A 20915-nucleotide genomic window follows, 5' to 3' on the forward strand; every position below is an offset into this window, starting at 1 on the left:
CCTTAGGTATTTCGGTCATATAAAGTGTAACAGCTACAACTGATCCGGCAGTTATCAGCACTTACGCTAAATTGCTTAACTAAACTATATAACCAGCCGGTAAATCAATTCAGAAAAAATCAAGGTGTCGTTGATTGCCAGGAATATAGTATTTGCCGAAAAAAAGAACCACTTGGTCGATATTTTTTCTGTATAGATGACTTTTCATGCTATTTGCCTAAAAAAACATGAAAACCATCATTTGTAATCTCCCGGCATGGCTAAAAGTATTTCTTTATTTTGTTTTGCTTACCGCCGCCAGGTTCGTCGCAGACACTGTTCCAGCATTAAATGATCTGTCCTTTTATATGGCCGTCTCATTGCTAATAAGCTGGCTGTTGCTATGGGCAGAAGGGAAAACACTAAAGACGCTAAATTTTATTCCGGTGTGCAGCAGTAATTGGGTTCAGTTACTATGCGGAACCCTTGGCGGTATTTTGATGTTAATCATCACGACGGTTATAACTGTTTATCTCACCGGCGACCAATGGCATTTCAACTCGTCGCCTGACATCATGTTCCTGCTGATGTGCTTTCTGGCAAACCTGTGGTCGGTGTTTGTGCAGGAATTTGCTTTTCGCGGATATCCTTTCCAGGCGCTGAACAGTCACTACGGATCCTGGAAAGCACAGCTCATCATAGCGATACCTTTTGGTTTGATGCACGTAAACAGTACAATGGACATGCAAACTATTTTGATGGTTATGTTGACGACAGGGTTGGGATCGGTTTTGTTTGGGATGGCTTATCTATATACCCGCAATTTAGCTTTGCCAATAGGTTTGCACGTGGGATGGAACTATGCTCAGGCGTTGATCCCCCGTACAGCAGGCGCTGCTGGGAGGACGATCATCACAGTGGTTGGTGATCCTAAACATTATAGTTCGCTATACATAATCGGCCCATATTTGGGTGTTGTCTTATGTACAATGGCAGTTTTGTGGTTACTTAAACAAAGAATGAGGATAAGCACGGTACCCTTAACTTCATCTCCTCAATCCATTTAACACCATGAAGGTTATCTTGCAAACTTTACTGTTCTACGTTTTGACAGTATTCGTATTTATCTTATCCGATCTTTGGGCTAAAGGTTTGGGAGAGAAATATGCCTCACATATCGCAATGGCAACCGCCGCGCTTTTTACCTTTTTATTGGTGATCATATTTTGCAGGCTGCGGGCCATACCGCTAACCGAAGCAGGTACTGTTCCTGACAACGGAAGCCCGGGCCGTATAATTACCGGATTTCTCGCCGGGCTGCTGATGTCATGCCTGCAACCGGGCGTACTGATGATCATGGGTTATGTGAAGCTTCAATTTAATGCCTTTGATCCGCATGTTATCGGTCTGCATATGCTGCTTTTTACGTTGATCTCCTGCCGCGAAGAACTCGTGTTCCGGTCTTATGCTTTACGTAGTCTTGCCGACCGCTTTGGAGCAGGCTCTGCACAATTGTTCATTGCCGCCTTGTTTGTTTTTGAGCACATCTGGGGAGGAATGAACTGGTGGATGGCGTTGATCGGTTCAGGAACCGGGGCCTTACTATTTGGCTATGCAGCTCTTAAAAGTAAGGGAATTGGAATTCCGCTTGGCTTGCATACAGCGTGGAATATGGGACAGTGGTGCTGGGGAGGCAAAGGTGATGCTGGTATCTTTACCCAGGTGATTACGGCGGGCCGGGAAACGTTATCTGAAGTTATAGGCTTGTCCGTTTTTGTCGGTGCCGCGTTATTTGCCGGTTTGGCCATCGATTATTATTACAAACGACCGGTTCAATGACGATGGCAAATTGATCTTTTGTTGCCCCACAACCCTGCTCGTTGCCTTAAAACACCTCTCTGTCGATTTATGTTGTGTAATTGACAAAGATAAGCCAACTTTAAATAACAATGTTTCAAAGCTTTGCTCTATACACCTCCCGGCCCGGGTACCGCAAAATGGTGCACCTTTTATTCTGGCTTGTATTGCTTATAGTTAGGCTATACCTCACGCTGATTACCTTCAACGTTTATAGCGGCTTATCTTTTAGTATTGTTTTCCTGCTGAACCTAAGCAGTACCTTGCTTATCGCGGCTGTATTTTATCTGATGACAGGTCCGCTATGGAAGCTATTGCAGCGGAGGCAATATTTTCACTTTACTTTCTCCTTTTTGGGTTTGTTATGCGGATACACCTTGATCGAGGCGGTAGCGGAGCAGGCCTTGCTCAGGTCCTGTTCCGGCTGCTTGCTCAGTTTGCAGAAAGATCAGCCACAATATTTTGCCCTGGTACAATCCGGTCTCATTAACATTGTGCTGAAGCGCCTGCTTAGCCTGGGTACACCATTCGGCCTTTTGCTGACCCTGAGTATTCCGTTATGCCTGAAGCTGGCGGTTAACGCCTGGCGATCGCAGCTAAAAGCTTTACAGCTTGCAAAAGACAACCTGGAACTGGAATTTAACTTTCTTAAAGCGCAGCTTAATCCCCACTTCTTATTCAATTCGATGAATAACATTTACGGCTTGATACTGCAAGGTAACCAGGAACGGTCTGCCGGGTTGGTCGCTCGCTTGTCTGAGATGCTGCGCTATATGCTTTATGAATCCAATGAAGCATTTATGCCTTTGCAAAGCGAGATCAAGCTGATACAAAATTACATAGAACTGGAAAAAGTACGCCTGAATGACACCGGGGTCATAGTGGATATTGCTGTGGATTCCAAGACATATGAAATACCGCCGCTGCTACTCATGCCACTGGTTGAAAACGCGTTCAAGTTTTCTCCTGATGAACCGGGAGCCCGTATTCATTTCTTTCTGGATGTCACTGACGGTCGTTTGCGTTTTACATCTGACAATATAGTAGACCGCCGGGAACGGATGCAGCAAAACGGAGGGATAGGGTTGGGCAACCTTAAAAAGCGTTTAGAAATGTATTACCCCGGCAAGTATTGGTATGAAGATAATTTTGCTGACGGTGTTTATAACGCCATCTTATCTATTGATCTGATATGAAAAAACTGAGTTGCCTCATCGTTGACGATGAACCCATTGCAAGAAGTATATTGGAAACGTATATCGAACGCCTGCCGGAAATTGCTTTGATAAAAAGCTGCCGCAATGCGAGTGAAGCTTACGAGGCGCTTTATCAACATGCTGTCGACCTGATTTTCCTGGACATCAAAATGCCCGTAATTACCGGAATAGAATTTTTTCGTTCATTACCTAATCCGCCGCTGGTTATTTTTACCACTGCTTATTCCAGTTATGCTGTTGAGGGTTTTGAACTGAATTCTGTGGACTATCTGATGAAGCCCATCACTTTTGAACGGTTTAACCAGGCCGTGCGGCGGGCGCAGGAGCGGTTAGTCTCGCATCAACCTGAATTGGATCCGCCGCCGTATATCTTTCTCAGGCAGGATACCCGCCTTGTAAAAGTGAATTTTGATGAGATTAGTTATGTGCAGGCGGAACGTGACTTTTGCTCTGTTTATTTGTGTAGCGGTAAACGGCTACTTGCAGGTATGCATCTGAAAATCCTGGAAGAAAGATTGCCGGCTAAACGATTTATGCGGGTACATCGTTCGTATATCATTAATATGGACAAGATCGCCGGTATTAAAGGCAATGTAATAGAATTCGGAACTACGGAAGTTCCGATAGGGAATAGTTATCGGGAGCTGTTCTTCAAAGCGTTGAGGTTATCATAAAGCATTTTGGCCATATAAGTTATTTGAAGCTAAATTCAAAATCCCCTCGGTGGCAAAATTAACCACAGAGGGGATTCGGTCTCAACCTCAATTGGGCATATTCGCTGCGTCCATATAAACAATTTCCCATTGGTGTCCATCCGGATCTGCAAAGCTGTGCTGGTACATCCATCCGTAATCTTGAGGTTCGGCATAAATGGAGCCTCCAAGCTCGGTTGCTTTTGTTATGGTTTGCTGCACTTCCTCGCGCGAGGCTGCATCAAGCGCCAGCAATACTTCAGTTGCCAGGTGTGCGTCGCTTACTTCTTTTTTGGTGAAGGTTTTAAAATAGCTTTCTACAAGCATCATTACATAAATGTGCTCGCTTACCATCATGCAGGCCGCCTTGTCGTCGGTAAATTGTGGATTAAAACTGTAACCAAGACCGCTGAAAAATGCCTTTGACCGCTCCAGGTCTTTAACAGGCAGGTTGATGAAAATTTTTGTTGCCATGATTTTAAATTTTTTAATTGTTATTGATGGCACAAAGTTGCGGTAACTGTTTTTTCAAAAAATTTACATATGTTGAGAAAAGCGAAAAATCTTCACTTATTCGCAAAAAATATCCGGCTTAGCTGCGTAGGGGTAATGCCGAGGTAGGCGGCAATGTGCTGTTTCTTTAACCTTTTCACTAAACCAGGATATTTGCGGAGGAAATTATCGTAATTGGTTTTAGCCGATTCATATCGCAGCGATACTTCATAAGGTTCCTTTTCAATTATCCAATGCTGCTCCATGTAACGGATATAAAAAGCGGCAATATCGGGATAAATGGCAACGAGTTTCTTAAATTCCATAAAATTGTATTCGAGCACATCTGTATCTTCCAGTGCTTTTATGGTAAAATTACCCGGCGACTGTGTGAGCGTTGCTGTCATGGAACCGGCAATCCGGTTTTCGGGGAAGAAATATTTAACCACCATGTCGCCGTTTTCGGCAGCATAGTATTGATACATTAATCCATTCACAACAAAAGCTACTTTTTTAGGTACCTGGCCTTCGGTAACAAAATAGTCGCCCTTGTTGTAAGTATTTTCGCGGAGCAAAGCCGCCCATGCCGCTTCGGCCCGAGGTGAGAGTTCAGCGTAAGTTTTTATTTTTTGGAAGAAAGCATCGTGGCTCATTGGCTAAAGATATGAATCTTATTTGCCGGGCGATGAAGAGATGTGAAGATATCAAACTGTTCAAATGAGGTTCTATAACTAATTGAACATTTAATAGGGGATAAAAATTACAGGATCTTTGGAAAGAAAGATGACCGTTATAATCCTCAAATTGAAGCCGGCCTTCTTCATCAATAAAGTACATCGTATGGATTTTTTACAGTCCAGTAAGATGTTGAATATCTATTGGTTATCATTGCAGTAATTTAAAGGTATGGACTTTTATAAATTCAATATCGGAACATTCGTGTTAATGATTATCAGTAATAATTTCCATCTTTGTTCAAATGGAAAAGAAAAAAGCCGGGCTATGCCTTGGTACCGGTTAGCTCTCCGCCATTTTTGTTATTGACTTTAAACGGGCGCGGAATATTCGAAAACCACTCCGAAGAAGAAAGCGCGGATAATCAGGATTCAACGTTATGCCTTCAACCGTCATTCAAAACATGGATTATGATCTGGAAACACAGGTTTTAAAAATCTCCTATGTTTCCGGGCAAACTTATCTGTACAAAAACGTTCCGGAAAATGTTTATAAGGAACTGAAGTCCTCACGGGTGAAAGGCCGCTATCTGCGATTTTTCGTAAAGAATAAATATGAGTTTGAGAAAATATCAGCGGGCTAAATCACCAAACGAAAGGTCAGGTTTACCCTCGCCTTCATTAATTTGTTAGACTTGGCAATCCGGTGTTCCCAATATTCCTGCAATCCTGATTTCATCAGCAGGAATGAACCATGTTCGAGCCTGACGGAGTAATGTTCTTTGTGATTAACTTTATTACGGATGTCAAAACTGCGCACCTGCCCAAGGCTTACCGAAGCAATAATTGGCTGACTGCCCATAATGCTTTCTTTGTCACTATGCCAGGTTACGGAATCATTTCCATTACGATAGTAGTTCAGTAATACGCTGTTGAAAGTAATACCTGCTAAAGGTTCTACCATGCCCCGGATAGTTTGCAGTTCCGGTGTCCAGGGGAGTGTTCCTGCGATCCGGTCGGTGTCTCCATACCAACAGGTGAGCCTCGGTGTCAGGTATTCCTTATCCCAAAGTTTTTGCGTTGTTTGTTTCCAGGGTGTTTCCCTGATCAGTTTTTCTAACAAACAGTCACCCGTTGCCGGATCAATTAAACCGGGCTGGTATTCCAGTAAGTCCTTAGGCAATCCTTTACTTTGCCCGGTTTCGGCAAATAATGTCAATTGTTCCATCACTAAATCCTTTCCACATAAGTTGTTATAAAATGGGCCAATTGTTCCTGTTCTCCTGGTTGCAGTACATCGCCGTCGTAGATCCAATAGCCCTTCGCGTCAAATAAAATACGGCCCATGTAAACGGACGGCTGATCATAAGCCGTATAGATCTCATAGCATTGTACAGCGTGCTTTTGCCCTGTATCTGGTACAATTTTCACCACTTCCCGTGAACCATCGCGGTATTTAAGCCAGGCTTTAACCTCGCTTTTTAAATACGTTTTGATCACCAATTCCTGCATTTGAAATTTTTTCTCAAAGATATATAAAATACTAATATTTTTAGCATTAAATTTGTACTCCCTATTTGGTACAAACACGATGGAAACGGCACATGACCGAAAAGCACTGATTAACAGCCTGCAAAAGAATATTTTGCAATGGGAGGGCTATAGGCCGTCGCCTGCAGGTACGCAGGGGCTGGTAGGCCTGGGGGCGGTGGAAACGGCTTTCCCCAACGGCGTTTTTCCTTTAGGTGCAGTGCATGAACTGGTTTGCAGTACCACCGAACAGGCTACTGCTTCCAGCGGATTGATTAGCGGCCTGCTCTCGGTGTTTATGCAAAATGGCGGGGCCTGTTTATGGATCAGCCTTACCGGAAACATCTTCCCACCGGCGTTAAGCGGCTTTGGTATAGAACCCAGCCGTTTGATCTTTATCCGGGTGACCAAAGACCAGGAAGCCTTATGGGTGATGGAAGAAGCGCTGAAATGCGCAGGGCTTGCCGCGGTTGTGGCAGAAGTACGAGAGCTGGATTTTAAACAATCGCGCAGACTTCAGCTGGCTGTTGAGCAAAGTCACGTTACCGGGTTTGTGCTGCGTAATGCCGTTAAAAAGATTGGTTCAACGGCTTGCGCTGCCCGGTGGCAGGTGAAATCTTTGCCGAGCGAGCCGGTTGACGATTTGCCAGGTCTTGGTTTTCCGCGTTGGGAGGTGGAACTATTACGTGTCCGTAACGGGCATCCGGGTACCTGGATCATAGAATGGGCAGAAGGTAAATTCAAACAGGTGGAAAAAGAGCAAACGGTTAAACCATTTAAACGGAAAGCGGGGTGAGTTATGCAGCACAGGTATATGGCTATTTGGTTTCGTCACCTGGTGACAGACTGGCTGACACTCCGGCAGCCGGAATTAAAAGATCAGCCCTTTGTGCTGGTTGTGCCCGAACATAACCGTATGATCGTCAGGGCAGCTAACCCCGAAGCCGAAGCACAAGGTGTTCGTACAGGGATGCCGGCAGCAGATGCCAAGGCGATTACCACCAATTTACAGGTTATTGATTTTCCGTTGGGCCAGGAAAGTAAGCTGCTCCGGCATTTGGGTTTGTGGTGCATCCGCTATACGCCGGTTGTGGCTATTGACCTGCCCGATGGTTTGACCCTTGATATTTCCGGCTGTGCACACCTATGGGGTGGTGAAAAAGGATATTTAAAAACCGTTGTACTTAAATTAAGGGGTATGGGCTACGATGCACGGGCCGCTATTGCCGATACTGTTGGCGCAGCCTGGGCTATTGCCCGGTATGGTAAGATCAGGCCCATTATTGAAAGTGGCGGGCAGGCGGAAGCCATTGCCGGCCTTTCTCCGGCCGCCCTCCGGTTGGAACCGGAAATACTGGACAAACTGTATAAACTCGGCTTCCGGTATGTTAAAAGTTTTATGACCATGCCGCGTACCGTGCTGCGCAGGCGTTTTGGTGAGGGCTTTTTGTTAAGGCTTGCCCAGGCTTTGGGTACTACTGATGAATACCTGGCCCCGATTATCCCGCCTGTGCCTTATGTTGAGCGGCTGCCCTGCCTGGAGCCGGTACGAACGGATAAAGCCATAGAAATTGGCATTGAAAAACTATTGCAAGGCCTATGTAGCCGCTTGCAAGCTGAAGGCAAAGGTGTGCGTAAGGCTGTGCTGAAATGTTTCCGGATTGATGGTAAAATGGTACAAACGGGGATAACAACCACGCGCGGCTCACATAGTGTTTCCCATTTATTCAAGCTCTTTGGTTTACAGATCAGTAAGATTGAACCTGCTTTGGGTATTGAGCTGTTTCTGCTGGAAGCACAAAAAGTGGAAGATATCGACCCCTTGCAGGAAAAGCTATGGATGGGGGAGCCGGGTTTGCAGGATACCGCACTGGCCGAGCTGCTTGACCGGATTGCCGGAAAGATCGGCCCCGAAAGGATTATGCGTTACCTGCCTGCCGAGCATTACTGGCCCGAACGTTCCATCCGGCCCGCTCTTTCACTCAAAGATATCTCGCTGGCCGGCTGGCGGGCTGACAAGCCAAGGCCAATACGCTTGCTCAGCAAACCGGAAGCCATTGAAGTAATGGCTCTGTTACCGGATTATCCGCCAAAAATATTTATCTATAAGGGTAAGCGCCATGTTGTGGATAAAGCAGACGGCCCGGAGCGTATTGAACGGGAATGGTGGCTGGACAAAGGTGAGCACCGCGACTATTATATGGTGGAAGATGAGCATGGAGGCCGTTATTGGCTATTCCGTTCGGGGCATTATGATGGCGGAGGTGCCCAATGGTATTTACACGGATTTTTTGCCTGATAATGAAATACGCGGAATTATATTGTACCTCCAATTTCAGCTTCCTGCGCGGTGGATCTCACCCGGAGGAACTGGTTGAGCAGGCCGTGGTTCATGGCTATACGGCCATAGCGGTTACCGACCGGAATAGCCTGGCCGGCATTGTCCGGGCGCATATTGCCGCAAAAAAACTACCTGTACAATTTATTCCCGCTTGTCGCCTGGACTTACTGGATGGGCCAGGTCTGCTGGCTTATCCTACTGATCTTGCTGCTTATGGCCGGCTTTCGGCTTTGCTCACCAGGGGTAATCTGCGCGCTGAAAAAGGTGAATGCCATTTATATAAAGCAGATGTGTATGAACATCGGGAAGGCATCCTGTTTATTGTAATTCCGCCCGATGAGCTCAACGCGCGGTTTGATTTTGCAGATGAGTTTAAAACAGCAGTAGCAGAATATAAACAAGCTTTCGGGAATGCCTTATACATGGCTGCCCTACGTTCTTACAGCGGCGATGATGCCAAGCGGCTGCACAGGTTAGCCGGCATGGGTATACCTTTGGTTGCTGCCGGTGATGTGCATTATCATGAACCGAACAGGAGGGAACTACAGGATGTATTGACCTGTATCCGGGAGAAATGCACTATCAACAATGCAGGGTACCGGCTGCATCAGAATGCGGAACGCTACCTGAAACCTATTGAAGAAATACACCGGATCTTCAGGAAATACCCGGAAGCCATTGAAAATGCGCTTGCTATTGCCGAAGCCTGTACTTTTTCGCTGGACGAATTAAAATACATTGAGCCGGAAGAAAAGATCCTTGACGGATTAACACCACAGGAAAGGTTAAAAAAATACACGTGGGAAGGTGCACATGAACGTTATGGTGAGCATATACCGCCTAAGATAGGTAAGCAGATTGATTTTGAACTGGCCTTTATCGAAAAGCGCAGGCTGGCGCCTTATTTTCTCCGTGTATATAAATACACCCGGAAAGCAGAGGAACTTGAAATCTTGCACCAGGGTAGGGGTTCTGCGGCCAACTCAACGGTATGTTATTGTTTGCGCATTACGGCGGTCGACCCGATGAAGTCACGTTTGCTTTTTTCCCGTTTTATGTCAGATGCACGCGAGGAATGGCCTGACATCGATGTGGATTTCGAGCATGAACGCCGCGAGGAAATCATCCAGTATATTTATGAGGATTATGGCCGGGAACACGCGGCTATTGTGGCTACCGTTACGCAGGAGCGGCATAAAGGAGCAATTCGGGATGTGGGCAAAGCGATGGGCTTATCTGAAGATACGATTAAACGTATCGGTGGTACCATATGGGATTTCAGTGAAGAAGGTTTTGACGAAAAGCGCTTGCGGGAACAAGGGCTTAACCCGGGCGATCCATTGATATACAAAGTACTGGAGTTGACGACACTGCTGATGGGTTTCCCGCGGCAGTTGGGACAGCATACCGGCGGCTTTGTTATTACCGATAACAAACTATCCGACCTGTGCCCGGTGCTCAACGCCCGCATGGAGAACCGAACCCAACTGGAATGGAACAAAGATGACCTGGAAGCATTGGGCATTTTGAAGGTGGATGTTTTAGGATTGGGTATGCTGACCATGATCCGCAAAGCATTTGACCTGATAAAACAACATTATGGCCGAAAACTTACCTTAGCCAATATCCCGCAGGATGATCCCAAAGTTTATGAAATGATTGGCCATGCGGATACACTTGGAGTATTCCAGATTGAGAGCCGGGCGCAAATGTCTATGCTGCCAAGGCTGAGGCCCCAATGTTTTTATGACCTCGTGATCGAGGTGGCTATCGTGCGGCCCGGTCCAATACAGGGTGATATGGTGCATCCCTACCTGCGCAGGCGTAATGGCGAAGAGCAGGTAGTGTATCCATCAACGGAACTGGAAGATATTTTAGGCCGGACGTTAGGCGTTCCGCTTTTTCAGGAACAAGCGATGGAGATCGCTATTGTTGCCGCAGGCTTTACACCGGCCGAGGCTGATGAGCTGCGCCGGAGCATGGCGACTTTTAAAGCGAATGGCAAGTTATACCTGTACGAAAAGAAACTGGTGGAGGGTATGGTGGCGCGTGGTTATGAGGAAGATTTTTCGAGGCGGGTGTTTAAGCAGTTACAAGGTTTTGAGGGTTATGGTTTCCCCGAAAGCCATGCCGCTTCTTTTGCGCTGCTGGTTTATATATCTTCCTGGCTGAAGTATTATTATCCGGATGCTTTTGCCGCTGCTTTGCTCAATAGCCAGCCGATGGGCTTTTATCAGCCCGCTGAGATCGTGGACGATGCGCGCGGGCATGGCGTTTTTGTTCGTGGCGTGGATATTAATTACTCGGCCTGGGACCATTCGCTGGAAGAACAGGCCGGAAAATATAAGATATTACGCTTAGGTTTCCGATTGGTGAAAGGGCTAAAAGAAGAAGAAATGAATATCCTGGTTAAGAATGCACCTTATCAACATATTATCGATTTGTCAAATGTCGGTATTTCGCAGGCAGCTTTGGAGAAACTGGCTGATGCGGATGCATTTCGCTCTATCGGCCTCGACCGCAGGCAGGCTCTTTGGGAAGTTGCCGCTTTAGGTGACCGCCCCGTGGCATTGCTGGAAAGTTTGCCTTCGGCCAGCGCAGGTGAGCAAATTGAATTACCGCTAATGACCGCGGGTGAGCACGTGGTACAGGATTTCGCTTCCACCGGCTTATCCATTAAAGCGCACCCGGTAAGTTTTGTGCGGGAAGATTTGAACCGGTTGCAGGTTATACCGCTCAATCGGATCCAATCGTTGAAGAATGGCGAAAAAATTCGTGTTGCCGGGATGATCACCGTGCGGCAGCGGCCGGGGACGGCCAAAGGCGTGGTATTCGTAACCATCAAAGATGAAACCGGCTTTGCCAATCTTGTGGTTTGGGGTAAGTTTTTTGACAAATACCGCAAAGAGATCGTTCAGTCGCAACTGCTCCTGGTAGATGGGCATTTACAGGTTGAGGGCGAAGTGATCCATGTGGTGGTACGCCGCTGTTATAATCTCAATTCTTTATTGGGCAAACTGACGGCTGTACCTGATGAACAGCCTTCTTTGCTGAGCCTGTCCAGGGGGGATGAAACCTCAATGCCTTCATCTGATCCGCGAAATATCCCCAATAAGAGCGCCTTTCATAAAGGCAGGAATTTTCATTGATGAAGAACGTATCATTAATAAGGCTTTTAATAAACTCAATGGCAACTATTGTTATATAATTGTCTTGCTATGCCTGTAAAGGAATATGGTAAGGTTTATCCGATCAAAGGAATTGCAATACCAATTGCTCCCATTCCTCTTCCAAAGAAAGGTTGGGGCGTACTTGCCGCGCTTTGCTATACCAGTAGTCAGCATTTCCAATATCACCTTCTTTACGGTGCAAATAGGCATGGACCCAGGCCGATGCCTGATCTGTCAGATGATCAACCTGTGCATGCGCCTGATGCCAGTCGCCTTTACCATCAAACCAAAGGCTTTTTAGCTGTGCAGAGAGTCCGTTAACAGGTTGTTCTAAATTTAATGATGCTTTAAATTCTGTTAAAGTTGTCATTGGTATTAGTTTTTTACAATAAGCGTAATTGGTACATCGGACTTTTATCAATACATAGTTTGATTTGTTACCGGCATCAATTATTACTGCATTGGTAAATATCCTAAATTAATCGGAAAATTAATGGGGCCATATTATTTAATCAAACATAGGCCGGTTTATAATTTCTGATGTAAACATTATAAACAGTTTATTACCACGTTGTGCATGTTTTAAGCAGAAAAAATAAAAACAGTGCAACTAAAATCTTAATGCCGGCGTCTTATGGTTATTAAAGCCTGATCATATGTTAAAAAACTACTTAAAGATTACCTGGCGCAACCTCTTACGTCAAAAAACATTCTCCCTGATCAATATCCTCGGATTGACCATCGGCATGGCCAGCGCAGCGCTGATTTTGTTGTGGATCCAGAATGAGGTTAGCTATGATCAGTTCCATGAAAAACGGGATCGGCTTTACTCTGTATATAACCGCTCGAAATTTGACGGTAAATTATGGAGCTGGGAAACCACGCCTAAAATCATGGGTAGGGTGATGAAAGCGGAGTTGCCGCAACTGGAAAAAGTAGCCAGGGTAACTGATGCCAGTTTTTTGTTTAGCATTGGCGACAAACGTTTAACTGCAACAGGCGATTTTACTGATCCGGATTTTCTTTCCATGTTCAGTTTTCCATTAATTAATGGAGACCCCAAAACCGCTTTGAACGACCTTCATAGCATAGTTATCACTGAAAAATTTTCAAAGAAACTTTTCGGAGAGGAAAATGCGCTCGGCAAAACGGTTAAAATAGATAGTAACGCTTATTTTAAAGTGACGGGTGTGATGAAAGACCTCCCGAATAATACCCGGTTTGATTTTGAATACCTTATTCCCTGGTCATATCTAAAAAAGATAGGGCAGGATGATGAATACTGGGGCAATAACTCCATTCAAACGTTTGTTCTTTTAAAACCCGGCGTAACGGAAGCTCATGCTGATGCCGCTGTGCTGAACTTTACCAGGAACCACTCCGATACCAAGGATATTCAGCAGTTTTTGCACCCTGCAGCCAAATGGCACCTGTATTCGCAGTTTAAGGATGGGGTGATAGTTGGTGGGAGAATTGAACGGGTCAGGGTATTTTCACTGATCGCTGTTTTGATCCTCATCATCGCCTGTATAAATTTCATGAATTTAAGTACGGCCAGGAGCGAGACGCGCGCAAGGGAGGTAGGCATCCGTAAAACTGTAGGCGCATTAAGGGGTTCATTAATCTGGCAGTTTTTAGGTGAATCTGTTTTGATTGCACTCATTGCCGGTGTTTTTGCCATCGTCATCGTACAAATCAGTATGTCGGGTTTCAACCAGCTTACCCAAAAGCAATTATATGTACCATATAGCAATCCCTATTTTTGGCTCACCGCAATTGGATTTATACTGGTTACCGGTGTTATTTCGGGAAGCTATCCCGCATTGTACCTTTCTTCATTCAAGCCTGTAGCTGTACTGAAAGGTACTTTTAAGGCAGCAAATGCTTTGGTTACACCGCGTAAATTGCTGGTGGTTATTCAGTTTACTTTTGCTGTAGTGCTGATCATTTGTACCATCATTATCCGCCAGCAATTACAATACGCCCAGGACAGGGATACGGGGTATAAGAAAGATAACCTTGTTTACACATTTATGTCCGGCGAAATCTCGAAGCACTATCAATCCATCAGAAATGAATTACTTTCCAGTGGCGCTGCGACTTCGGTGTCCAGAACAAATTCGCCCATAACTCAGCGATACAGCGATAGCTGGGGTTTTAACTGGCCAGGTTCACAACCCAAGAACAAGGTTGATTTTATTATTTACACTTCGGACGGAAACCTTATTAAAACCATGGGCCTTAAGCTTGTTGCAGGCAGGGATATCGACCCGGTAAACTATCCGACGGATTCAACCGCCATGCTGGTGAATGAGGCTTCGGTGAAGATCATGAACCTGAAAGATCCGGTTGGTAAATTAGTTACCCAGGGCGAGGGTAAAGACATCAAAACATGGCATATTGTTGGAGTTATCAAAGACTTTATCATCAGCTCGCCTTATGAACCTGTACAACATATGCTGATTGAAGGCCCCAGTTCCTGGTTCAATATCATTCACTACAAGCTTAATAACGCTAATTCGACAAAAGAAAACCTGCGCCGAGCTGAAGCTGTATTTAAGAAATACAACCCGGATTACCCGTTTGAATATAGTTTTGTTGACCAGGAATACGCCAAGAAGTTTGGCGATGAGCAGCGCATCGGGACTTTGGCCAGCCTGTTTGCCGGATTGACAATCGTTATATCCTGTCTCGGACTTTTTGGCCTGGCGGCTTACATGGCGCAAAACCGTATCAAAGAAATCGGCATCAGAAAAGTGCTTGGCGCATCAGTTGCCAGTGTGACCACACTGCTTTCCAGGGATTTTCTGAAGTTGGTCGCAATCTCATTTTGCATTGCGGCACCAATAGCCTGGTATTTAATGTTCCAATGGTTGAAAGGATATAGTTACCGGATTTCCATTAATATCTGGGTATTTGTAATCGCCGGGGCGCTAACATTGCTGATCTCTGTTTTGACAGTAAGCTACCAGGCAATCAAGGCTGCATTAACAAATCCGGTAAAAAGTTTGAAAGGGGAATAACACCTTCATTACGGGGTGTTTGCATTCTCATTACCATAAAAGGCAAACTAACAGCCCGGTGAAGGGCCCGTTTTAAATTTACTGCCCCCAAAAAGTTAGACACTATTTGGGGGCATTTTTATGCATAAAACAGAAGTGATCGCTTCTGTTACGCCCAAAACGTTAGTTGGATCCTGAACTTCATAAGCAATCCCAATCAATAACGAGATTTACACGATTAAGCCGGTACGGTGAATAATATGGGCTTAGGTTATTGGTTTGATTTAATAAAATCTGGCTAATGCACCCATTTTAAGGCAGGCGTATATGTACCGGTACGTCAGCCCGACAGCATTATTAAAATTTTTATTTCAAATAGGTGTAACAAATTCATTCGGGGGGGAGTCATATGGTTATAGTACTATGTATTGCATGGTATTATAGGATTGTAGCCTGGTTAAGATTGGCTCAAAAAGATTAATGGTCAAACAGTTCACCTATCACATCAACATGAAACTAAAGCTCTTGCTCCTCATCTTATTTTCAATTGTTATGGCCCCGGCCTTTGGGCAGGCGGGGCAGGCGTTATTCGCGGTAAACGGCATCGCAACGGATTCGCTATCAAAACAACCGCTCGCCTATGTAACCGTAAACCTGCGTAACGAAGCAAAGCAGTTGGTCCGCACCGCGGTGACTAAAGCCGACGGCACGTTCCGGTTTGAAAAACTGCCATCAGGACAATACCTTCTCTCGATGGTTAGTGTCGGTTTTAAGACGAAAACACTTCCTGTTGATTTTTTAGGTAATAATAAATCCTCTATAAATCTGGGGAGCATTGACCTGGGCACACAAACTACACAGCTTAAAACGGTGGCTATTACAGCCGACAGGCCCATCATTAAACAGGAGGTTGATAAGCTCATTTACGACTTAAAGGCTGACCCTGACAGCAAAAGCAGCAATGTACTGGAGATGATGCGCAAAGTGCCTTTGTTAACAGTAGACGGTGACGATAACATCCTTTTGAAGGGAAATAGCGGCTACCGGATATTTGTTAACGGTAAACCATCAAGTATGATGGAGCGCGATCCGAAGAATATCCTCAAAAGTATGCCTGCATCAACCATTCAAAGCATCGAGGTAATTACCAACCCTTCGTCGAAGTATGATGCCGAGGGAATGGCGGGGATCATTAATATAGTGACCAATAAAAAAATAAGTAACGGGTACAATGGCACGCTAAACCTTAGCCATGTATTCCCGGTAGGCGGCCCAAGATTGGGCGGATCGTTTTCGTCTAAACAGGGCAAGCTGGAACTATCAGGCTATTTTGGCGGGAATATCTCCAATTCGCCCGAAGTGCTTAGTTCCATTTCGAGGCTTACTACCGGGAGCGACCCTACGAGCCTTAACCAGAATAACACGGCAAAATGGGATAGCAAAAATGGCTATGCGGAAGTTGGGATCAGTTACGAAATTGATAGTCTTAACCTTATTTCGGGACAATTCAATATTAACGGAAATAACCAGGACGGCATCAACACGCAAAATTCTGTTTTGAACGAAGCCGGCAACATGGTTGAAGGGTACGACCTGTACAATAACAATACGGCAGGCGGCAGGGGCCTGAATGTAGGGTTAAATTACCAGCTGGGTTTTAAAAGCAATAAGCAAAGGCTGCTCACCTTTTCGTACCAGTACTATACATTCAACAACAGGCAAGATGCGGCGCTGACGGCATCTAACCGCGTGAACTATACGACGCCCGATTACCTGCAACACAATGAAGGTGAATCTTCCGAACAGACTGTCCAGGTAGATTACGTTCAGCCTGTAAAGAAGTTGAATATTGAAATGGGGGTGAAAGCAATCATTCGTGATAACAAAAGTGACTTTCAATACCTCGGATTTAATGCGGCAACCGGTAATTTCGAGGCCGACCCATCGCGAAGCAATAAATTCGATAATAATCAAAATGTACTGGGTGCGTACAACAGCTATACCTATACCCTGCAAAACTGGAGCTTTAAGGCAGGCGCCAGGGTAGAGGAGACGCTGATTGATGCTGATTTTATTTCTACCTCGTCGCAGCTGAACAAAAACTTCTTTAATATAGTGCCTTCGGTAAGTATTAATAAGCGGTTTAAAAACTCCAGTACGCTGAACTTCGGGTTTTCGCAAAGGATACAGCGCCCGGGCATATACCAGCTAAACCCCTTTGTCGACCGCTCAAACCCAAACTTCGAATCGTCAGGAAACCCCAACCTCAGGCCCGCAGTTTCCAATAGTATTCAATTGGGTTATAGCAGAACGAAAAAGGCCTCCTTAAACCTGATGCTTGGCTATAATTATTTTAACGACCTGATCATGCCCGTTGTAATTTTCGACCCGGCTACGAATATTACCCGCAGCACTTTTGATAACACCGGCAAAGCCCGCCTGTTCACCTTTAACGCTAATATCAATTACCCCATCACCAAAAAATGGAGCTCATCGTTCAACGGTAGGATTGCGCATGGCCGTGTGCAGGGTATAGTGAATGGCCAGCTGGTGAAAAATCAGGGCTTTATGTATGGCGCATCACTAAACAGCGGTTATAATTTAGAGAAGGGCTGGCGGGTTAGCACCAACGTGTTTCTGAATGGGCCTAACCTTTCTATCCAGGGTACATCGAACCCTTATGCCAGTGTATCCTTTACAGTTAATAAGGATGTAGTGAAGGATAAACTTTCGTTCTCGGCCACGGTGAATAACCCTTTCAGCAAATACAGGAATAACATCAGGAGTTCATTCGGACCCGATTTTACCCAAACAAATATTAACCGCTCCTATTTCCGGGGTTTTACCGCCAGCCTTAATTACCGGTTCGGCAAGCTGAAAGAAGCAGTTAAGAAAAACAAACGGGGTATCAGTAATGACGATGTTCAGGGAGCGCCTTCGGGGAACTAAGAGCATTTAACAAATAACAAACAGGCGGAGGGGACCGCCTGTTTGTTATTAACCTTTTTCGATATTCCAGGCGCGGTTTAGTTATCTAATAACCTGCGCAGATCGCCCGCACTGATCTCCTGTACCGGCCGGAATGTATCCCCGGCCGCATAATGTAACAAGCTGTATCGGAGCTGTCTTGCCGCTGCCCGTTCCGTTAATTGGCTATGAAGATCCATTGTACAAAGAATTAGGCGCCCGGAACCCACCTTGAATTCAACAAGCGTTGCCAGGTTACGGTTCCTGAAAAAGTTATCGATCACCCGGACTATCGGTGTTGCAGGAGCCCCCAATTTATCGAGTAGGAGCGACCGGGAACGGGTCACCAGGTCCCACCATTGCCAATCCGTATAAAAGTCAGTAGGGAAATCAGCCAGCGCGTTATTTTTCTTGTCGATGAGCAGGCCCATACTGCCAGGTTGGTCCGGGAAATGGACCGGGCTCCAGAAAACAGGAGCGAAACGGCCGTCGATACCTTTAACGTTGGCAGTATCCGGATTAAGCAGCACTTTTCGTCCCGCTTGCAGATAACTAAGGGCACTGTCGATGGATGTGGTAAAGATCACGTTACTAAAAGATTCCGGCTTTTTATCTGGGTAAACCCAAATTTTCCAGTGATTAGTATAACCGGTATTGGCTATGCTTACAGTGATCAGTAATTCACAAGCCCGGTCGATTTTGCTGAGATCTATCGAGAAACTTCCCGCAGAAGCATTGCCAATAGCGATAGATTGCCGGCCAAGCGAACCACGGATATTAAAGTGCTTATCTGCTGAAGTTGCCGACCAGAGAACTTCGCCATTTATTCGCCGGTCGCTATAGTTGGCAATTTCGGCAGCGGCATTAAAATGCTCATTATTGCTGTAAGCCGCCTTTTCAAAACGGATCAATGGCACCACCGGGCCGCAGAATTTGCTGAAATCCGTTGGCGAAATCAGTCCTTTACTATCCCAGAAAGCGTTTAAAATCCCAACGAGTGCTGTTCCCTGTCCCGGAAAATCATGAAGGTCCAGCAATTGAAACCCGCCAACACCCTTGGTTTTCAACGCGCGTTCAATTTCTTCTTTGTAAAGCTGAACGGCCAGTGTTCCGCTGGCTTTAAGGTAATCAGGGGCTAATCCAAGCATCCCTTTTTTGCGGAGGTTGTTCCGTACCGCCTCGAAGTTAGCTGGCCGCAAAACCCCGGTATATTTTTTTATTTCTTCAAGATCCGGATAAACGGAATACTGGCCCACTTCGTGAATAATAAGGGGAACTGTTGTCCCTTCCAGCGCTTTACTGTAATCTGTCTTAAAATCGGGTGGGTTGGTATTGAAAATGCCCTGTCCCCGTACCCATCCTTTTTCCGTGTATTGGGTAATGAAATAATCATCGGCAGGATCCGGATTTTTGCCATGCCCTTTTTGAAAACTGAAGGTGGTTGTGGTGTATAAATGCCGGTTGTCTTCCTGCTTTAACTTACGCACCAGCTTCTCCAGCCATCCAAAATCGCCCTCCAGCTCATTGCCCATGCTCCAAAAACAAAATGAAGGATGGTTGCCATAATTCCGGATGATATTTTCGGCTTCCTGTTCCAGGTAAGTCAATGTTTTTGGGTCTTTTCCCACAGTTAGTGCCCATAGCGGCAGTTCAACATGCAGATAAAAACCCAGGGAGTCGGCCACCTGAAATGCTGCTTCGGGCGGACACCATGAATGAAAGCGAAGATGGTTCAGCCCGTAAGCTTTGGCGGTCTTAAACACTTTCAGCCAGCCGGCTGTATTCATTGGCGGATGGCCTTCCAGCGGAAAAATATTGCATTCAAGCGTACCGCGCAGAAAAAGCGGACGACCATTGATCCGAAGCTCGTTCCCGGTCGTGTTAATGTCCCTGAAGCCAAAACTTTGAGTCCTGGCATCCAAAACTCGTCCCTTGCTGTCAATTACTTCCGTGCGAAGGCTGTATAGCCGCGGATGAAATTCGTCCCATGATTGCGCCTCCGGAACCTGGAGGTTAATTTCCTGCTGATTATGTTGAATAACGGTTGGGCTGGTTTGTTTAACGATCTTTTTTCCGGAAAGGAGGGAGGCCCGCAGATAAGTATCGCCCCGATGGGAACCGCCCAGGATGATAGCCGCCTTTACGGTGTGATTGGCCAGCGAGGGGTATACCTGTACCTGGTTAATAACTTGTTTGCCTATGTCGATCAGCTGCATCTTTCCGATAACGCCGTTCCAAATGATCTGTGTACCGTCGGTGTAGGCATGGGCAAAGTCATTTACGCTGATATCATGCTGCTTGCGATTGTCTACGCGAATGGTGATCACATGTTTACCTGCTGCCAGAGGGCCCAATTTGAAAACTTGTGGTGCAATCAGGCTTTCCTGTGTTCCGGCCGGTTTGCCATCTATCCAGCAATCGGTTTTCCAGATCACCCTTTCCAGCGACAGCAGGGCATTAGTCATCCGGCTGGTTAAATTAATGCTGCGCTGATACCAAACAGCACCGGTATATCTGTGTTTTCTGGACAGATGCAGCATGATGTCCTTGTTCAGCACAGTTGTATCCACCTTTACAGGCGCTCCGATACCAGCGTCATCTAAGGTGCCGGGCAGCCATATGCTGTTAGTGAATTGCTGCTGCTGCCATTTCTGATCCAGACCTTTGTCGAGCGAATCGAGCCTGTACAGCCATTTGCCGGTAACCGGGATTGGTTTAACCTGCGCCGAAATTGTAGAACTTGCCGCCAGTGCCACAAGCAAGAAAAATGTCTTTTTTAAAGAATACTGTATCATTGGTAATGAGCGAAAACCAAGCTGTAAAGTGGTAACAATAACATTAATGTCAGTGTAAATTCTGTTCTCACAATTTAGTTATTAAGGATGACAAATCTAATGGCAATCGGATAGTTGAGTATAGACGATATGATGTAATACATGGACAATATTCTGATTAATATTGTGTTTTACTGTCTATTGGGCGATAAAAACCTAT

Annotated in this window: 16 protein-coding genes; 10 read left to right on the plus strand and 6 right to left on the minus strand. The window is 45.7% G+C overall.

What is annotated here, in order from left to right:
• The first annotated feature begins 227 nt into the window (after positions 1–227).
• The 4 genes from ABIC84_RS03110 (at position 228) to ABIC84_RS03125 (ending at position 3727) form a co-directional block, all read left to right on the plus strand.
• Complete coding sequence (locus tag ABIC84_RS03110) at positions 228–1046, plus strand: CPBP family intramembrane glutamic endopeptidase (RefSeq protein ID WP_426587181.1); 819 nt, start codon at positions 228–230, stop codon at positions 1044–1046.
• A 4-nt stretch (positions 1047–1050) separates the two neighbouring features.
• Positions 1051–1818 (plus strand): CPBP family intramembrane glutamic endopeptidase, encoded by a 768-nt coding sequence (locus ABIC84_RS03115; RefSeq protein WP_426587183.1) that lies wholly within the window; start codon positions 1051–1053, stop codon positions 1816–1818.
• Between the two features lie 110 nt (positions 1819–1928).
• The gene (locus tag ABIC84_RS03120) at positions 1929–3032 is read left to right on the plus strand and encodes a sensor histidine kinase (RefSeq protein ID WP_426587185.1); all 1104 of its coding nucleotides are present in this window, start codon (positions 1929–1931) and stop codon (positions 3030–3032) included.
• Complete coding sequence (locus ABIC84_RS03125; protein WP_426587187.1) at positions 3029–3727, plus strand: LytR/AlgR family response regulator transcription factor; 699 nt, start codon at positions 3029–3031, stop codon at positions 3725–3727. The genes ABIC84_RS03120 and ABIC84_RS03125 overlap by 4 nt, the downstream gene beginning before the upstream one ends.
• A gap of 87 nt (positions 3728–3814) precedes the next feature.
• Here the strand turns inward: ABIC84_RS03125 and ABIC84_RS03130 are convergent, their stop codons facing one another.
• Entirely contained in the window at positions 3815–4219 is a 405-nt protein-coding gene (locus ABIC84_RS03130; RefSeq protein ID WP_426587189.1) for a VOC family protein, read from the minus strand.
• Between the two features lie 92 nt (positions 4220–4311).
• On the minus strand, positions 4312–4890 hold the full coding sequence (locus tag ABIC84_RS03135; protein WP_429262626.1) for a Crp/Fnr family transcriptional regulator: 579 nt from the start codon (positions 4888–4890) through the stop codon (positions 4312–4314).
• 461 nt (positions 4891–5351) lie between these two features.
• Between ABIC84_RS03135 and ABIC84_RS03140 the strand changes: the two genes are divergently transcribed.
• Entirely contained in the window at positions 5352–5555 is a 204-nt protein-coding gene (locus ABIC84_RS03140; protein WP_426587193.1) for a KTSC domain-containing protein, read from the plus strand.
• Here ABIC84_RS03140 and ABIC84_RS03145 read toward each other — a convergent pair.
• Together ABIC84_RS03145 and ABIC84_RS03150 are read right to left on the minus strand one after the other, a co-directional pair.
• Entirely contained in the window at positions 5552–6139 is a 588-nt protein-coding gene (locus ABIC84_RS03145; protein WP_429262627.1) for an alpha-ketoglutarate-dependent dioxygenase AlkB family protein, read from the minus strand. The two genes, ABIC84_RS03140 and ABIC84_RS03145, sit on opposite strands and share 4 nt — an antisense overlap.
• 2 nt (positions 6140–6141) lie before the next feature.
• Positions 6142–6423, minus strand: coding sequence for a hypothetical protein (locus tag ABIC84_RS03150; RefSeq protein ID WP_429262628.1), 282 nt, complete (start codon positions 6421–6423; stop codon positions 6142–6144).
• 79 nt (positions 6424–6502) lie between these two features.
• Here ABIC84_RS03150 and ABIC84_RS03155 point away from each other — a divergent pair, with 79 nt between their 5' ends.
• The 3 genes from ABIC84_RS03155 to ABIC84_RS03165 are packed head-to-tail and all read left to right on the plus strand — an operon-like array spanning position 6503 to position 11931.
• Positions 6503–7237, plus strand: coding sequence for an ImuA family protein (locus tag ABIC84_RS03155; RefSeq protein ID WP_429262629.1), 735 nt, complete (start codon positions 6503–6505; stop codon positions 7235–7237).
• Between the two features lie 3 nt (positions 7238–7240).
• Entirely contained in the window at positions 7241–8740 is a 1500-nt protein-coding gene (locus ABIC84_RS03160; RefSeq protein WP_426587201.1) for a Y-family DNA polymerase, read from the plus strand.
• A gap of 2 nt (positions 8741–8742) precedes the next feature.
• A complete protein-coding gene (locus tag ABIC84_RS03165) occupies positions 8743–11931 on the plus strand; it encodes an error-prone DNA polymerase (protein ID WP_429262630.1) in 3189 nt (1062 codons plus the stop codon).
• Between the two features lie 103 nt (positions 11932–12034).
• Here ABIC84_RS03165 and ABIC84_RS03170 read toward each other — a convergent pair whose 3' ends face one another.
• Complete coding sequence (locus tag ABIC84_RS03170) at positions 12035–12322, minus strand: hypothetical protein (RefSeq protein WP_090527483.1); 288 nt, start codon at positions 12320–12322, stop codon at positions 12035–12037.
• Between the two features lie 286 nt (positions 12323–12608).
• On the opposite strand from ABIC84_RS03170, the gene ABIC84_RS03175 reads away from it, so the two are divergent.
• Together ABIC84_RS03175 and ABIC84_RS03180 are read left to right on the plus strand one after the other, a co-directional pair.
• Positions 12609–14975, plus strand: a complete 2367-nt coding sequence (locus ABIC84_RS03175) for an ABC transporter permease (RefSeq protein WP_429262631.1) — start codon at positions 12609–12611, stop codon at positions 14973–14975.
• Between the two features lie 489 nt (positions 14976–15464).
• A complete protein-coding gene (locus ABIC84_RS03180; RefSeq protein WP_429262632.1) occupies positions 15465–17903 on the plus strand; it encodes a TonB-dependent receptor domain-containing protein in 2439 nt (812 codons plus the stop codon).
• A 77-nt stretch (positions 17904–17980) separates the two neighbouring features.
• On the opposite strand, the gene ABIC84_RS03185 is transcribed toward ABIC84_RS03180, so the two are convergent.
• Positions 17981–20716 (minus strand): glycoside hydrolase family 2 TIM barrel-domain containing protein, encoded by a 2736-nt coding sequence (locus tag ABIC84_RS03185; protein WP_429262633.1) that lies wholly within the window; start codon positions 20714–20716, stop codon positions 17981–17983.
• Positions 20717–20915: the final 199 nt, after the last annotated feature.

The organism is Mucilaginibacter sp. 3215, assembly GCF_050433785.1.
GTDB lineage: Bacteria > Bacteroidota > Bacteroidia > Sphingobacteriales > Sphingobacteriaceae > Mucilaginibacter.

Bases quoted from the DNA above. Each gene is read 5' to 3' on its own strand.
- ABIC84_RS03110 (WP_426587181.1), top strand. From the start codon at position 228: ATGAAAACCATCATTTGTAATCTCCCGGCATGGCTAAAAGTATTTCTT.
- ABIC84_RS03115 (WP_426587183.1), top strand. From the start codon at position 1,051: ATGAAGGTTATCTTGCAAACTTTACTGTTCTACGTTTTGACAGTATTC.
- ABIC84_RS03120 (WP_426587185.1), top strand. From the start codon at position 1,929: ATGTTTCAAAGCTTTGCTCTATACACCTCCCGGCCCGGGTACCGCAAA.
- ABIC84_RS03125 (WP_426587187.1), top strand. From the start codon at position 3,029: ATGAAAAAACTGAGTTGCCTCATCGTTGACGATGAACCCATTGCAAGA.
- ABIC84_RS03130 (WP_426587189.1), bottom strand. From the start codon at position 4,219: ATGGCAACAAAAATTTTCATCAACCTGCCTGTTAAAGACCTGGAGCGG.
- ABIC84_RS03135 (WP_429262626.1), bottom strand. From the start codon at position 4,890: ATGAGCCACGATGCTTTCTTCCAAAAAATAAAAACTTACGCTGAACTC.
- ABIC84_RS03140 (WP_426587193.1), top strand. From the start codon at position 5,352: ATGCCTTCAACCGTCATTCAAAACATGGATTATGATCTGGAAACACAG.
- ABIC84_RS03145 (WP_429262627.1), bottom strand. From the start codon at position 6,139: ATGGAACAATTGACATTATTTGCCGAAACCGGGCAAAGTAAAGGATTG.
- ABIC84_RS03150 (WP_429262628.1), bottom strand. From the start codon at position 6,423: ATGCAGGAATTGGTGATCAAAACGTATTTAAAAAGCGAGGTTAAAGCC.
- ABIC84_RS03155 (WP_429262629.1), top strand. From the start codon at position 6,503: ATGGAAACGGCACATGACCGAAAAGCACTGATTAACAGCCTGCAAAAG.
- ABIC84_RS03160 (WP_426587201.1), top strand. From the start codon at position 7,241: ATGCAGCACAGGTATATGGCTATTTGGTTTCGTCACCTGGTGACAGAC.
- ABIC84_RS03165 (WP_429262630.1), top strand. From the start codon at position 8,743: ATGAAATACGCGGAATTATATTGTACCTCCAATTTCAGCTTCCTGCGC.
- ABIC84_RS03170 (WP_090527483.1), bottom strand. From the start codon at position 12,322: ATGACAACTTTAACAGAATTTAAAGCATCATTAAATTTAGAACAACCT.
- ABIC84_RS03175 (WP_429262631.1), top strand. From the start codon at position 12,609: ATGTTAAAAAACTACTTAAAGATTACCTGGCGCAACCTCTTACGTCAA.
- ABIC84_RS03180 (WP_429262632.1), top strand. From the start codon at position 15,465: ATGAAACTAAAGCTCTTGCTCCTCATCTTATTTTCAATTGTTATGGCC.
- ABIC84_RS03185 (WP_429262633.1), bottom strand. From the start codon at position 20,716: ATGATACAGTATTCTTTAAAAAAGACATTTTTCTTGCTTGTGGCACTG.